Source organism: Rhodococcus sp. MT28 (genome assembly GCF_058792695.1).
The window spans coordinates 1,446,562-1,459,486 of record NZ_JBXAFD010000001.1 but is presented as its reverse complement, the minus strand read 5'-3'; the positions used below and the strand labels follow the sequence as shown (position 1 = coordinate 1,459,486).

Sequence of the window (12,925 nt, the reverse complement as noted above, 5' to 3'; positions counted from 1 at the left end):
GTCTGATGGAGCAATGACACCCACGCGTACGGCAGTGCTCGTCGATTTCGGTGGAGTTCTCACCTCCAGTGTGCTGCGGGCCTTCGAAGATTTCGGGGCCTCGCTTGGCGGCGACCCACGACTTCCGTTGACCCTGCTCTCCCGCGACGACGTCTCGAAGAAACTGCTCTCCGATCACGAATCCGGAAAGATCGACCAGGAGGCCTTCGAAGCAGGATTCGGGGAACGGCTACGAGCGCACGGCGCCGTCGTGGACAGCGAAGGATTGGTCGACCGTATGCAGGCCGGGCTTGTCCGAGACGAAGAGATGGTGCGACTGATTGCGGACGTCCGAGCGGCGGGTCACCCTGTTGCGCTCGTGTCCAATGCTTTCGGGCGTGATTGCTACGCGGGTTTTGTGCTCGAGGACCTCGCCGACGAAGTGGTGATCTCCTCGGAAGTAGGGATTCGTAAGCCCTCTCGTCAGATCTACACCATCGCGTGTGAGCGGCTGGGTGTAGCGCCCGAAGGCGCCGTGATGATCGACGACCTGCAACAGAACCTCGACGGCGCGGCACGATTGGGGATCGCCGGCATTCTCCACACCGATGCGGAAAGCACTCGCAGTCAGTTGGAATCGACGTTCGGACTACTGCCCATGCAGTGAAACTGTAGGTTCTCGGTAACACTCGAATACTGCTGGAACACTTTTGGAGGAATGAATGATTGCTGTCATCGCGGATATCACCGTCAAAGACGGAAGCGGCGAACAGTTCGAAGCCGTAGTCGCCGAACTTGCCGAGAAGGTGCGCACGGAAGAGCCCGGAACGGTTCTGTATCAACTGATCCGCTCGAAGACGGATACGAATTCGTACAAGTTCATGGAGCTGTATCAAGACAGTGCTGCGATCAAGGCCCATGGATCGTCCGAGCATTTCCAGGCCGCGGGAAAGGCGATGGCGCCCTTCCTCGCAGGCGCCCCGCAGATCGAGTACTTCGACGCACTCTGAGCGCATGGACAGGGCACTCTGAGCGCATGGACAGGTGAACCCCGGCGAAATCTCGCCGGGGTTCACCTGTGTTTTCAGTTCTGCTTCTGGGCGAGGAGTTCGGTGCGGTCGATCGATCGCTTGAGGATCTTTCCCGTCGAACCCTTCGGGAGCGCGTCGATGAACTGGACCACCCGCGGAATCTTGTAGGCGGACAGACGTTCCCGAGCCCACGAGGTGACGTCATCTGCTTCGAGGTCGGAGCCTGGGCGCACGGCCACCACCGCCGCAACCTCCTCGCCGTAGTAGTCGTCGGGTATACCGATCACCGCGGCCTCGATGATGTCGGGGTGCTGGTAGAGCACCTCTTCGACCTCGCCTGGATAGACGTTGTATCCACCGCGGATGATGAGGTCCTTGACGCGGTCGACGATGCGAAGGTCACCGTCGGCGTCGGTCTCGCCGAGGTCTCCGGTGCGGAACCATCCGTCGTCGGACAGGACGGCGGCCGTGTCGGCCGGGCGCCTCCAGTAGCCCTTCATGACCGTCGGTCCTTTGATGAATACCTCGCCCACTGTGCCTGCCTGGCAGACATTTCCGTCGTGATCACGGACCTCGACCTCGGTGCGCGGTACGGCGCGGCCGGTGTATCCGATCTTTGCGACGCGGTCGATGCTGTTGAAAGTTCCGAATGCGCTCGTCTCGGTCAGGCCGTAGCCCTCGAGGATTGTGCAGTTGAACCGTGCTTCGAAGGCGCGAGCGACTTCACCGGGAAGTGATGCGCCACCGGAGATTGCGATCCGCAGTTGTTCGAAGTCGGAGCTGTCCACGTCGGCTGCGGCGTGCAGCATGGCATTCCACATGGTGGGGACGCCCGCCATGATGGTGAGCTTGTCCCGACGCACCAGATCGAGCATGGCGGCCGGGTCGAACCGGGCGAGCAGGGACAGCGATCCGCCGCCGGTGAAGGTTGCCATCATGACCGAACCCTGGCCGAAGATGTGAAAGAGCGGCAGCCCGGTACCGGTGCGGTCCGAGGGATTTCCGCGGCTGCTCTCGGCGCCGATCTCACCGGCAGACAACAGATTCCCGACTGTCAGCTGAGCGCCCTTCGGACGTCCGGTGGTACCGGAGGTGTAGAGAATCGCCGTGGTGTCCGCTGCGTCGCGGTCGACCACCGTTGCCGGTGGATGGTCGGCCTTCGCCGATTCTTCGGTGAGCGTCCACACCGGGACGCCGCGCGCACTCCCTGCATCCTGAACTGCGGGACCGAGCTGGTGCCAGGCGATCGCCAGCGAAATCTCGGCGTCGTCCAGTACGTACTCGACTTCGGGTTGCGCCGACATCGTGTTGATGGGCACCACGACACAACCTGCAGCCTGAATCCCCATGTACGCCACGATGAATTCAGGCACCGACGGCGCCGCGAGCAGAACCCGGTCGCCGATGCTCAACCCTTCGTCGCGAATGCGGCCGGCAAACGCCAGAGACGCGTCGTGAAGCTGTCGGTATGTCCAATGACTATCCGTGCCGCGAATTGCAATATTTTCCGGAGTGGCTTCCGCGTGACGGGTCACCGGGTCGAGAACGCTAACCATGGTTCTGCCTTTCGGGAGGAATCGACCGATTGTGTGTCCTGGGTCTCACCAGAGCGTACACTTGAATCCGGCGTCAACATCGAGTCTGCTGGGATTGTCCCGAAAATGATGTTGATCGGAAGGATGAGGAGCGCACCGTGCTCGACGACGAATCGCGAATTGCCGCCTTACCGGTGGCTCCGCCCGCGCTGCTCCGGGATCGACCGACCACCGAGCGGGGGACACGCACGCGTGCGGCATTGGTTGCTGCTGCCCGTAAGGTTTTCGAGCGCAGTGGCTATCTCGATGCACGTTTGATCGACATCGCAAAAGAAGCCGGTTGCGCGACGGGATCGTTCTACACGTACTTCGCGAACAAGGAAGAGGTGTTCGCCGCCGTCCTCGAGGTCGCGCGAGACGACATGATGCACCCGGGCATGGGACGCGTTGCGAGCGCGGACGATCCGTACGCCGTGCTCGAGGCAAGTAATCGAGCGTATCTGGCCGCGTATCAACGCAATGCGAAGTTGATGGGGCTCATGGAGCAGGTAGCTCACATCGACCCGGAGTTCCGGAAGTTCCGCAGCGAGCGTGCCAATGCGTTCATACGCCGTAATGCCCGCGGGATTGCAGATCTGCAGTCCCGCGGCATCGCGGACACGACGCTGGATCCGATGACGGCGTCGATTGCTCTGTCCGGCATGGTGAGTCGACTCGCCTACAGTCTGTTCACCCTTCGTGAGGGTGAGGTGGACGGGCGTTCACCGGAGTTCGATCAGATTGTCGCCACTGTGACCGATCTGTGGGCGAACGCTCTGAAGTTCCCCGACCGTCTCTGACGAGGTGGGCCGCCCCGGCTGCATCGATGTTCGAGCGGCCGGGCGTCCCAGTCTCGGTTCAGCTCTTTTCGGTTCAGCTCTTTTCGACGACGCGAGCGACGGATTCGGCGACCACGACGGGCTTGTCGGAACCCTCGCGCTCGACCACCTGGCTCATCTTCACTTGGATTCCGCCGGGCAACTGCTCCGCGGACACGACGGTTGCGCGCATGCGGACCCGGGATCCCACGGGAACGGGAGCGGGGAAGCGAACCTTGTCGTAGCCGTAATTGAGGCTGTGGGCGAAGCCGTCGAAGTGGATGAGTTGGTAGGAGAACTGGGGGCCCAGCGAGAGGCTGAAGAGTCCGTGCGCGATCGTGCTGCCGAGCGGGCTCGATGCGGCTCGTTCCGGGTCGACATGAATCCACTGATGATCGTTTGTGGCTTCGGCGAACGCGTTGATGCGCTCCTGGGTGATGTCGTACCACTCCGTCGGGCCAAGTTCCTGGCCGATGAGCTTCTCGAGCTCGGCGAAGGTGGACGGGCGGACGGGCAATTGGTTTTCAGTCATCGTTATCCCTTTACTCGCAGTTCAGGAGGACGGAACGGGCCGTTCGGGTGACCGTCGCGATTCGACGGTTGAAACTGACGCCGGATTCAACTATACATGAGGGGAGACGTGGATCACTGTCAGCGCGTAGGTATGACGCAAGCGAGAGGAATCGCTCATGAAGGTTGCCCAGAAGGTAGCAATTGTCACCGGTGGCGGCGGGGGAATCGGCGGTGCACTGGCCGAGCGACTGGCTGCCGAGGGTGCTCGCGTCGTAGTGGCTGACCTGGACGGGGCAGCAGCTTCGGCAGTAGCAGAGGCGATCAACGCGGAGCGTCCCGGAGCGGCCGTGTCTGCCGGTGGCGACGTCTCCGACGAGACGGTCATTGCGGGCCTGATCGCGCAGGCGGAAAAGGAATTCGGCCCGGTCGACCTCTACTTCGCCAATGCCGGCGTTACCGGTGGCATGGGCCTCGACATCAGTGAAGACGTCTGGGACACGACGATCGACGTCAACGTTCGCGCCCACATTCGCGCTGCCAGGCTCCTCGTCCCCGGCTGGACGGAGCGCGGGGAGGGCTACTTCATCAGCACGGCCTCTGCGGCCGGCTTGCTCAGTCAGGTCGGGTCCGCCGCGTACTCGGTGACCAAACATGCCGCGGTCGCGTTTGCCGAGTGGCTCTCGATCACCTACGGAGATCAGGGTGTTCGCGTCAGTTGCTTGTGCCCGATGGGCGTCAACACCAAGCTCCTCTACGAAGGTGAGAACTCCGGCGATCCGGTCGGCAAGGCCGCAACCGGAGCCGTGCTTGCGGCAGGCAATGTTCTCGAGCCTGCCGAATGCGCCGAAATCGTTCTTGCGGCAGTGGATGCCGAAGAATTTCTCATCCTTCCGCACAAGAACGTGCTGGACATGTACCGGCAGAAGGGCGCCGACTACGACCGTTGGCTGCGCGGGATGCGCCGGTACCAGGCGTCGCTCCTCGCGGGAACACGATGACCGAGGAACTCGTCCTCTCCGAGCAGAGAGGAGCGGTGCTGGTTCTGACATTCAATCGGCCCCGCGTTCTCAACGCGTGGACCAACGAGCTCGAAGATCAGTACTACGACTTTCTGGCCGTGGCAGACGAAGATCCCAGTGTCCGAGCAATTGTTGTCACCGGCTCCGGCCGAGGATTCTGCTCGGGGGCTGACCTCGGCAATTTGAAGAACGTCGGCGAAGTCTCCGAAAGTGATCTTGTCCGGCCGCGAGACCGTCATTTCCCGACCACCATCCGCAAGCCGCTGATCGCCGCCGTCAACGGCGTCGCTGCCGGGCTCGGAATGGTCGAGGCTCTGTACTGCGACGTTCGTTTCGGTTCGAGCGCAACACGATTCACTACCGCGTTCGCGCGTCGAGGCCTGATTGCGGAGTACGGCATCTCCTGGATGTTGCCCCGCTTGGTCGGGCACAGTCGAGCAGTCGATCTTCTGCTTTCCAGCCGGATGGTGGACGCCGACGAGGCGTACCGCATCGGTTTGATCGACCACCTGGTCACCGGCGGTGACGTTCTGGATGCGGCGATTGCTTACGCCGAGGACATCGCGGCGAACTGCTCGCCGACGTCCCTCTCCGTCATCAAATCTCAGATGAGTGTCGATGCGCACTCGACCTTCACCGATTCCGCCAGGCGTGCGGAATCGCTGATGCTGAACGCATTTCACGGCCCGGATGTCGTCGAGGGTGTCAACAGCCATCTCGAACATCGAGCCCCCAATTTTCCTTCCCTCTCTGTCAGGAGTTCACATGTCAGTGTTTGAGTTCTCGGATCGCACCAAGAAGTACCAGGCCGAACTGCTCGATTTCATGGACAAGCACGTTTACCCGGCCGAAGCGGTCTACGAAGAGCAGATGCGTGAGTCCGGTAACCCGCACTTTCAGCCGCCGATCATCGACGACTTGAAGAAGGAAGCCAAGGCCCGCGGGCTGTGGAACCTCTTCCATCCCCATCCCGAATGGGGCCCCGGCCTGACCAACCTGGAATACGCACCGCTCGCGGAGATCATGGGCCGCAGCCACCTGGCCTCCGAGGCCACCAACTGCGCCGCTCCGGACACGGGAAACATGGAGGTGCTCACGCTCTTCGGCACCGACGAGCACAAGGAGAAGTACCTCAAGCCGCTTCTCGAAGGCGAAATTCGTTCCGCTTTCGCGATGACCGAGCCCGAGGTTGCCAGCTCCGACGCCACCAACATCCAGCTCCGTATGGACCGTGACGGCGACGAGTACGTGCTGAACGGCCGTAAGTGGTTCGCTTCCAACGCCTTGCACCAGAACTGCAAGGTTCTGATCGTCATGGGTAAGACCGACTTCAATGCCGCCACCCACCGTCAGCAGTCGATGATGGTCGTGCCGATCGATGCTCCCGGCGTCACGATCCTGCGCAACCTGCCGGTTTTCGGCTACCAGGACCGCGAAGGACACGGCGAGATCACTTTCGAGGACGTGCGCGTCCCGGCCAAGGACATTCTCGCCGGTGAGGGTGAAGGATTCGCGATCAGCCAGGCCCGCCTCGGCCCCGGCCGCATCCACCACTGCATGCGTGCAATCGGAATGGCCGAGCGCGCACTGGAACTGATGTGCAAGCGCGCATCCACCCGCATCACCTTCGGGAAGCCCGTCAGTGACAACGCGAATATCCAGGACTGGATCGCCGAGGCTCGTATCGACATCGAGATGGTTCGACTCCTCACGCTCAAGGCCGCACACATGATGGACACGGTGGGCAACAAGGAAGCGCGCACCGAGATCGCAGCCATCAAGGTTGCGGCACCGAACATCGCGCTCAAGATCATCGACCGCGCCATCCAGGTTCACGGCGGTGGCGGCGTCACCGACGACTTCCCGCTCGCGATGGCTTACGCCCACATGCGCACCCTTCGCCTGGCCGACGGCCCGGACGAGGTGCACAAGCGCGCCATCGCCAAGCAGGAACTGCGCAAGTACCGCGAAGTCAAGGCGAACTGACATGGCAGGACTGGATCTCACCGGTAAGACGGCAATCGTCACAGGCGCATCGCGGGGCATCGGCCTCGCGACCGCGCAGGCGATTGCGGCGGCGGGCGGAAACGTCGTACTGACTTCGCGCTCACAGGAATCCGCAGATGCGGCTGCCGCGCAGGTGAACGGCAACGCGATCGGCGTCGGCGCTCACGCGACGGACGAGGATGCTGCACGCAAGTGCGTCGAGCAGACGATCGAGCGTTTCGGCAGTCTCGACATCTTGGTGAACAACGCGGGCACCAACCCGTCGTTCGGGCCGATCATCAACCAGGATCACTCGCGCTTCGCCAAGACTTTCGACGTCAACGTGTGGGCTCCAGTCCTGTGGACCGGCCTCGCAGCGCGGGCCTGGATGGGCGAGCACGGTGGTTCCGTGGTCAACACCGCTTCGATCGGCGGCATGGCGTTCGAGGCGGGAATCGGTACGTACAACGCGTCGAAGGCTGCTCTGATCCACATCACCAAGCAATTGGCGCTCGAGTTGTCACCGAAGATTCGTGTCAACGCCGTTGCGCCGGGAGTGGTGAGAACCAAACTCGCCGAAGCTCTGTGGAAAGAACACGAAGAAGCGGTGTCCGCGTCGACTGCTCTCGGACGCATCGGTGAACCCGAGGACGTGGCCGCTGCCATTGCCTTCCTGGTTTCGGATGCAGCCCAGTGGATCACCGGCGAGATCATGACCATCGACGGTGGCCAGTTGTTGGGTGACGCACTCCCGTTCCGGCAGGGAGCGTCCGTCGGTGGCTAGCGTCGGAGTAGTGGGACTCGATACCGAAGCGGTCACCGGGTGGATCGCAGGCCTGGGGATCGACTTTTCCGGGCCGTTGTCCTTCGATCGAATCGGCTTGGGGCAGTCGAATCTCACGTACCTGGTTCGCGATCAGGACGGCAATCGCTGGGTGCTACGACGCCCACCGCTGGGGCATCTGCTGGCCTCGGCTCACGACGTGGCGCGTGAGGCTCGAATCCTGAGCGCTCTCGAATCCACCGACGTGCCTTCGCCGCGAGTATTCGGGTTGACCGAGGATCCTGCCGTCACCGAAGTTCCGCTGCTCCTCATGGAATTCGTGGACGGCGAAGTGGTGGACCGAATGCCTCTTGCGGAGGCGTTGTCGGAAGATCGTCGCCGGGCAATCGGAATCTCGCTCGCTCAGACGCTGGCGAAGATACACGCCGTCGACCTCGAGCAGGCCGGTCTCGACGACCTGGCAAGCCACAAGCCCTACGCTGCACGGCAGTTGAAGCGTTGGGGAGGTCAATGGGAACAGTCGAAGACGCGGGAATGCCCTGATCTCGACGATCTCACCCGACGCCTGATTGCAGCCCAGCCGGATCACACTGAAACCACGTTGGTGCACGGCGACTTTCACCTACGCAATGTGATCACCTCGGCGAGCAACGGCGAAGTTGTCGCGGCCCTCGACTGGGAACTGTGCACACTCGGTGATCCGTTGGCGGACGTCGGAAGCTTGTTGGCGTACTGGCCGGCGGCTGGTGAGAATACCGGCGGCGATTTCCCGGCGTCGGCACTCCCGGGATTCCCCTCGCGAGAGGAGATCTCCCGGATCTATCTCGAGGCCACCGGACGGGATCCTGCTGCGCTGAAGTTCTGGCACACGTTGGGACTGTGGAAGATTGCCGTGATCGCCGAGGGCGTGATGCGTCGCGCCCGCGACGAACCGCAGAATGCCGCCGAGAGCGGAACTCCCACCGTGGAACGTATTGACGCCTTGGTCGCCAAAGCCAGGGAAATTGCAGATCAGGCCGGGATCTGACGAGATCGTCCGGTGTCCGTCGAATCACGAAAGTATGGAGGGCCAGTGAGCCAGGAACGTAGAACCGCAATTGTCACGGGTGCAGCACGCGGAATCGGTGCGGCAGTGGCGAAGCGACTGTCGGAAGACGGTTTTGCCGTCGCCGTGCTCGACCTCGACGAAGCGGCGTGTGCCGGAACCGTCGACGCGATCAAGGCCGCAGGCGGACAGGCGCTGGCCGTCGGGGCTGACGTCTCCGACGAGGCTTCGGTCGCCGCAGCGGTGGATCGTGTGGCCGCAGACCTGGGTGCACCTACCGTGCTGATCAACAATGCCGGTATCACTCGCGACAACCTTCTGTTCAAGATGAGTGTTGCCGAGTGGGATTCGGTGATGAACGTCCACCTGCGCGGAGCGTTCCTCATGTCGCGTGCGGTGCAGAAGTACATGGTGGAAGCGAAGTTCGGCCGCATCGTGAACCTCTCGAGCACGTCGGCTCTCGGTAATCGTGGACAGGTCAACTACTCCGCTGCGAAGGCCGGAATGCAGGGCTTCACCAAGACATTGGCCTTCGAGCTGGGCAAGTTCGGCGTGACCGCGAACGCTATTGCCCCCGGATTCATCGAAACCGAGATGACCGCCGCAACGGCCGAGCGCATGGGCGTCGGCTTCGAGGACTTCAAGACCGCTGCCGCTTCGCAGATTCCGGTCAACCGTGTCGGTCAGCCCGAGGACATCGCGCACACCGCGTCGTTCTTCGTCAGCGAAGGCGCGGGCTTCGTTTCCGGTCAGGTCGTCTACGTCGCCGGTGGACCGAAGGACTGACCGTCCGCTCACCGCTCGAACCGAAGGAATGGGCATGGCTTTCGACGAAGAGGCAGTATCGCGTGATCTCACCGAAAAGGTGAACACGCTTCTCGCGGAGAACGATCCGAACAGCGTGTCGGTATCGGATTTCCTCGGCGCACGATTCGACGCCGGACTGGCGTGGGTTCATTTCCCCGAAGGTCATGGGGGACTCGGTGTACCGCAGAGCTTTCAGCGTCAGGTGAACGCTCAGCTGGAGGCCGCCGGTGCACCGGGCCCGGCCACCGGCAAGAACGGGATCGGACTGGGCATGGCGGCACCGACCATCGCTGCCTTCGGCACCGAGGAGCAGAAGCAGAAGTTCCTGCGCCCGTTGTGGACTGCGGAGACGGTCTACTGCCAGCTGTTCAGTGAACCGGGCGCAGGTTCGGACCTCGCGGCCGTCGCTACCCGCGCCGTCCGCGACGGCGGCGACTGGATAGTCAACGGGCAGAAGGTATGGACGTCGGGCGCGCAGAATGCGCAGCTGGCGATTCTCGTGGCCAGGACCGATCCGTCACGTTCCAAGCATGCGGGTCTGAGCTACTTCATCTGCGACATGACCGATCCGGGCGTCGATGTCCGGCCGCTGCGTCAGATCACCGGCGAGGCCGAATTCAACGAGGTATTCCTCACGGACGTCAGGATTCCGGACGCCAATCGCCTCGGAGCCGAAGGCCAGGGGTGGAAGGTTGCGACCACCACCCTGAACAACGAGCGTGTTGCCATCGGTTCGGGCGCACCGCGTGAGGGCGGCATGATCGGAAAGGTCGCTCAGTCCTGGCGTGACGAGCCCGAGCTGCGTAACCCGGCGATGCACGACGAGTTGATGCGGCTCTGGACCGAATCCGAAGTTGCGCGTCTGACCGGTGAGCGACTGCGCCAGCAGCTCGCCGCCGGCCAGCCCGGCCCCGAAGGCTCGGGAATGAAGCTCGCGTTTGCCGGTTTGGCTCAGCAGATTTCGGGTTTCGACCTCGAGCTGCACGGCGAAGCCGGTCTGCGCTACGACGACTGGACGCTGCGTCGACCGGATTCCGTCGACTTCACCGGGCGTGAACCCGGATACCGGTACCTGCGAGCCAAGGGCAATTCGATCGAGGGCGGAACGTCGGAGATCCTGCGCAACGTCATCGCAGAACGTGTACTCGGGTTGCCGCCCGAGCATCGCGTCGACAAGGACATCGCCTGGAAGGACTTACCCCGATGAGCGCCGATCTGCTGTACTCCGAGACCGAACAAGATCTGCGAGCCAGCGTCAGACGACTGCTGAGCGAGCGCGCCGGCGCCGACACCGTGGTCACGGCGTACGACGACGTGTCCGCCGACTTCACCGGGCTGTGGAAGTCGCTGGCGTCGGAACTCGGTTTGGCGGGACTGCTGGTACCCGAGGAACTGGGCGGGGCAGGTGCGTCGACGCGTGAGGCGGCGGTCGTGATGGAGGAGATCGGACGTGCGGTCGCTCCCGTTCCGTTCTTCACCAGCGCTGTGCTGGCGACCACGGCGTTGCTGAAGGCCGGCGAGACCGAGGTGCTCGGTCAATTGGCGGCGGGGGATTCGACGGCTGCTCTGATCGTCCCGTTGTCCACTGCACCAGGAACTTTCACACCCACTGTCAAGGCAACGGCGAGTGGACTCGTCGGCAGCGTCACGACGGTTGCCGGCGTCGCCGAGTCCGATGTTCTTGTTGTTCCGGTTGCCGGTGAGAGCGGTCTGGAGCTGCACACCGTTCGGATCGCCGACGCCACCGTCACGCCGGTTCTGTCCCTGGACATGACGCGCCGATTGGCGGACGTCGAGTTCTCGGGGTCGTCGTCGGTCCGTGTCGACAGCGGCAACGCGGCGCAAGCGGTTGAGGAAGCGTTGCTCTGCGGAAGCGCACTTCTGGCGTCCGAACAGTTCGCTGTAGCTCAGTGGTGCCTCGAAACGACTCTCGCGTATGTGAAGGAGCGCAAGCAGTTCGGCCGGGCGATCGGTTCGTACCAGGCGATCAAGCACCGCCTCGCCGATCTCTGGCTCGAAGTCAGCTCTTCGGGCGCGGCAGCACGCTATGCGGCGGACACCTATGCACGCGGCGACGCCGATGCGGCGATCGCAGCGACGGTGGCCCAGGCATTCTGCAGCGGCGTCGCGGTTCATGCTGCCGAGGAGTGCGTCCAACTTCATGGTGGTATCGGAATGACGTGGGAGTATCCGGCGCACCTGTACCTCAAACGGGCGAAGAGCGATCAGCTGTCGCTGGGAACCGCGTATCAGCATCGGGCACGCCTCGCCGAGTTGGTCGACCTCCCGATCTCGTCCTGAAACTCACCCACTATCTGTCTGGAGAATTGCTGTGAAGGCTTGGCGCGTCAACGAACTCGGTCAACCCCGCGATGTGCTCGCGTTGGAGGAGACCGCGGATCCCACCACGAATGCGACGGAGATGTTGGTCAAGGTGCTGGCGGCCCCGGCCAACTTCCCCGACGTCCTCATGTGCCGGGGTGAGTACCAGATCAAGCCGCCGCTGCCCTTCACACCCGGTGTCGAACTGTGTGGTGAAGTGGTCTCGGTCGGTGAATCGGTGACCAAATTCGCAGTGGGGGACCGGGTGATCGGTAATCCGAGTCTGCCGTCCGGCGGATTCGCCGAGTACTCGGTACTGGATCAGAACAACACGTTCCCGGCGCCGTCGGCTCTCGACGACGCGGAAGCATCCGCTCTGAGCATCGGCTATCAGACAGCGTGGTTCGCTCTGCATCGCCGCACCCAACTGCTAGAGGGTGAGACGTTGTTGGTCCACGCTGCTGCGGGTGGTGTGGGTAGTGCGGCAGTGCAACTCGGCAAGGCGGCAGGCGCCAAGGTCATCGGCGTCGTCGGCGGCCCGGACAAGGCCGAGTACGCGCGCAAGCTCGGCGCAGACCTCGTCGTAGACCGTCACAGTGAGGACTTCGTGGCAGCGGTCAAGGAGTTCACCGGCGGTAAGGGCGCCGACGTGGTCTTCGATCCGGTCGGCGGCGACGCCTACGCGAAGTCCACCAAGTGCATCGCCTTCGAGGGACGGATCGTCATCATCGGCTTCGCCGGTGGCACGATCCCGCAGCCGGCACTCAATCACGCTCTCATCAAGAACTATTCGATCATCGGACTGCACTGGGGGCTGTACAAGGCCTACAACCAGCAGGCCATCGACGACTGCCACGTCGAGCTCACCAGGCTCGCCGATGCCGGCTTGGTCAAACCACTGATCAGTGAGCGGTTGTCGTTGACGGACGTTGCCGAGGGTATCGGTCGCCTCGGCGACGGCACCACTGTCGGTCGCGTCGTGTTCCAGCCCTGATTCTTGCTGTGCGCCTTTATTAACCCCCGGCGGTTAATAAAGGCGCACAGCAC

Annotated in this window: 14 protein-coding genes; 12 read left to right on the top strand and 2 right to left on the bottom strand. The window is 62.9% G+C overall.

The genetic code is table 11. The features are described from left to right. The first annotated feature begins 13 nt into the window (after positions 1-13). Both AC1Q6C_RS07065 and AC1Q6C_RS07060 read left to right on the top strand, forming a co-directional pair. Positions 14-646, top strand: a complete 633-nt coding sequence (locus AC1Q6C_RS07065) for an HAD family hydrolase (protein ID WP_042446307.1) — start codon at positions 14-16, stop codon at positions 644-646. A 55-nt stretch (positions 647-701) separates the two neighbouring features. Then, on the top strand, positions 702-989 hold the full coding sequence (locus tag AC1Q6C_RS07060; protein ID WP_007730819.1) for a putative quinol monooxygenase: 288 nt from the start codon (positions 702-704) through the stop codon (positions 987-989). A gap of 74 nt (positions 990-1,063) precedes the next feature. On the opposite strand, the gene AC1Q6C_RS07055 is transcribed toward AC1Q6C_RS07060, so the two are convergent. Continuing rightward, positions 1,064-2,566, bottom strand: a complete 1,503-nt coding sequence (locus tag AC1Q6C_RS07055; RefSeq protein WP_064113685.1) for an AMP-binding protein — start codon at positions 2,564-2,566, stop codon at positions 1,064-1,066. A 137-nt stretch (positions 2,567-2,703) separates the two neighbouring features. On the opposite strand from AC1Q6C_RS07055, the gene AC1Q6C_RS07050 reads away from it, so the two are divergent. After that, the gene (locus AC1Q6C_RS07050) at positions 2,704-3,384 is read left to right on the top strand and encodes a TetR/AcrR family transcriptional regulator (protein WP_007730821.1); all 681 of its coding nucleotides are present in this window, start codon (positions 2,704-2,706) and stop codon (positions 3,382-3,384) included. 73 nt (positions 3,385-3,457) lie between these two features. Here AC1Q6C_RS07050 and AC1Q6C_RS07045 read toward each other — a convergent pair whose 3' ends face one another. Beyond that, positions 3,458-3,934 carry a MaoC family dehydratase gene (locus AC1Q6C_RS07045; RefSeq protein ID WP_003942878.1) on the bottom strand — a complete coding sequence of 159 codons (477 nt, stop codon included), beginning with the start codon at positions 3,932-3,934 and terminating at the stop codon, positions 3,458-3,460. 157 nt (positions 3,935-4,091) lie between these two features. Here AC1Q6C_RS07045 and AC1Q6C_RS07040 point away from each other — a divergent pair, with 157 nt between their 5' ends. The 9 genes from AC1Q6C_RS07040 to AC1Q6C_RS07000 are packed head-to-tail and all read left to right on the top strand — an operon-like array spanning position 4,092 to position 12,872. Beyond that, positions 4,092-4,913, top strand: coding sequence for an SDR family oxidoreductase (locus tag AC1Q6C_RS07040; RefSeq protein WP_003942864.1), 822 nt, complete (start codon positions 4,092-4,094; stop codon positions 4,911-4,913). Further along, complete coding sequence (locus tag AC1Q6C_RS07035; protein ID WP_075834648.1) at positions 4,910-5,713, top strand: enoyl-CoA hydratase-related protein; 804 nt, start codon at positions 4,910-4,912, stop codon at positions 5,711-5,713. Before AC1Q6C_RS07040 ends, AC1Q6C_RS07035 begins: the two co-directional genes overlap by 4 nt. Beyond that, positions 5,700-6,920, top strand: a complete 1,221-nt coding sequence (locus tag AC1Q6C_RS07030; RefSeq protein ID WP_019745701.1) for an acyl-CoA dehydrogenase family protein — start codon at positions 5,700-5,702, stop codon at positions 6,918-6,920. Before AC1Q6C_RS07035 ends, AC1Q6C_RS07030 begins: the two co-directional genes overlap by 14 nt. Position 6,921: 1 nt before the next feature. Further along, entirely contained in the window at positions 6,922-7,704 is a 783-nt protein-coding gene (locus tag AC1Q6C_RS07025; protein WP_007730827.1) for an SDR family oxidoreductase, read from the top strand. Beyond that, a complete protein-coding gene (locus AC1Q6C_RS07020) occupies positions 7,697-8,731 on the top strand; it encodes a phosphotransferase family protein (protein ID WP_039973187.1) in 1,035 nt (344 codons plus the stop codon). Before AC1Q6C_RS07025 ends, AC1Q6C_RS07020 begins: the two co-directional genes overlap by 8 nt. Before the next feature lie 45 nt (positions 8,732-8,776). Further along, positions 8,777-9,535, top strand: a complete 759-nt coding sequence (fabG, locus tag AC1Q6C_RS07015) for a 3-oxoacyl-ACP reductase FabG (RefSeq protein ID WP_042446291.1) — start codon at positions 8,777-8,779, stop codon at positions 9,533-9,535. A 34-nt stretch (positions 9,536-9,569) separates the two neighbouring features. Continuing rightward, positions 9,570-10,763 carry an acyl-CoA dehydrogenase family protein gene (locus AC1Q6C_RS07010; protein ID WP_492666466.1) on the top strand — a complete coding sequence of 398 codons (1,194 nt, stop codon included), beginning with the start codon at positions 9,570-9,572 and terminating at the stop codon, positions 10,761-10,763. Next, positions 10,760-11,857, top strand: coding sequence for an acyl-CoA dehydrogenase family protein (locus AC1Q6C_RS07005; protein ID WP_047269421.1), 1,098 nt, complete (start codon positions 10,760-10,762; stop codon positions 11,855-11,857). Before AC1Q6C_RS07010 ends, AC1Q6C_RS07005 begins: the two co-directional genes overlap by 4 nt. Before the next feature lie 31 nt (positions 11,858-11,888). Further along, entirely contained in the window at positions 11,889-12,872 is a 984-nt protein-coding gene (locus AC1Q6C_RS07000; RefSeq protein WP_230359158.1) for an NADPH:quinone oxidoreductase family protein, read from the top strand. Positions 12,873-12,925 lie beyond the last annotated feature (53 nt).

Coding starts and splice junctions, on each gene's coding strand:
- AC1Q6C_RS07065 (WP_042446307.1), top strand. CDS start 14: ATGACACCCACGCGTACGGCAGTGCTCGTCGATTTCGGTGGAGTTCTC.
- AC1Q6C_RS07060 (WP_007730819.1), top strand. CDS start 702: ATGATTGCTGTCATCGCGGATATCACCGTCAAAGACGGAAGCGGCGAA.
- AC1Q6C_RS07055 (WP_064113685.1), bottom strand. CDS start 2,566: ATGGTTAGCGTTCTCGACCCGGTGACCCGTCACGCGGAAGCCACTCCG.
- AC1Q6C_RS07045 (WP_003942878.1), bottom strand. CDS start 3,934: ATGACTGAAAACCAATTGCCCGTCCGCCCGTCCACCTTCGCCGAGCTC.
- AC1Q6C_RS07040 (WP_003942864.1), top strand. CDS start 4,092: ATGAAGGTTGCCCAGAAGGTAGCAATTGTCACCGGTGGCGGCGGGGGA.
- AC1Q6C_RS07035 (WP_075834648.1), top strand. CDS start 4,910: ATGACCGAGGAACTCGTCCTCTCCGAGCAGAGAGGAGCGGTGCTGGTT.
- AC1Q6C_RS07030 (WP_019745701.1), top strand. CDS start 5,700: ATGTCAGTGTTTGAGTTCTCGGATCGCACCAAGAAGTACCAGGCCGAA.
- AC1Q6C_RS07025 (WP_007730827.1), top strand. CDS start 6,922: ATGGCAGGACTGGATCTCACCGGTAAGACGGCAATCGTCACAGGCGCA.
- AC1Q6C_RS07010 (WP_492666466.1), top strand. CDS start 9,570: ATGGCTTTCGACGAAGAGGCAGTATCGCGTGATCTCACCGAAAAGGTG.
- AC1Q6C_RS07005 (WP_047269421.1), top strand. CDS start 10,760: ATGAGCGCCGATCTGCTGTACTCCGAGACCGAACAAGATCTGCGAGCC.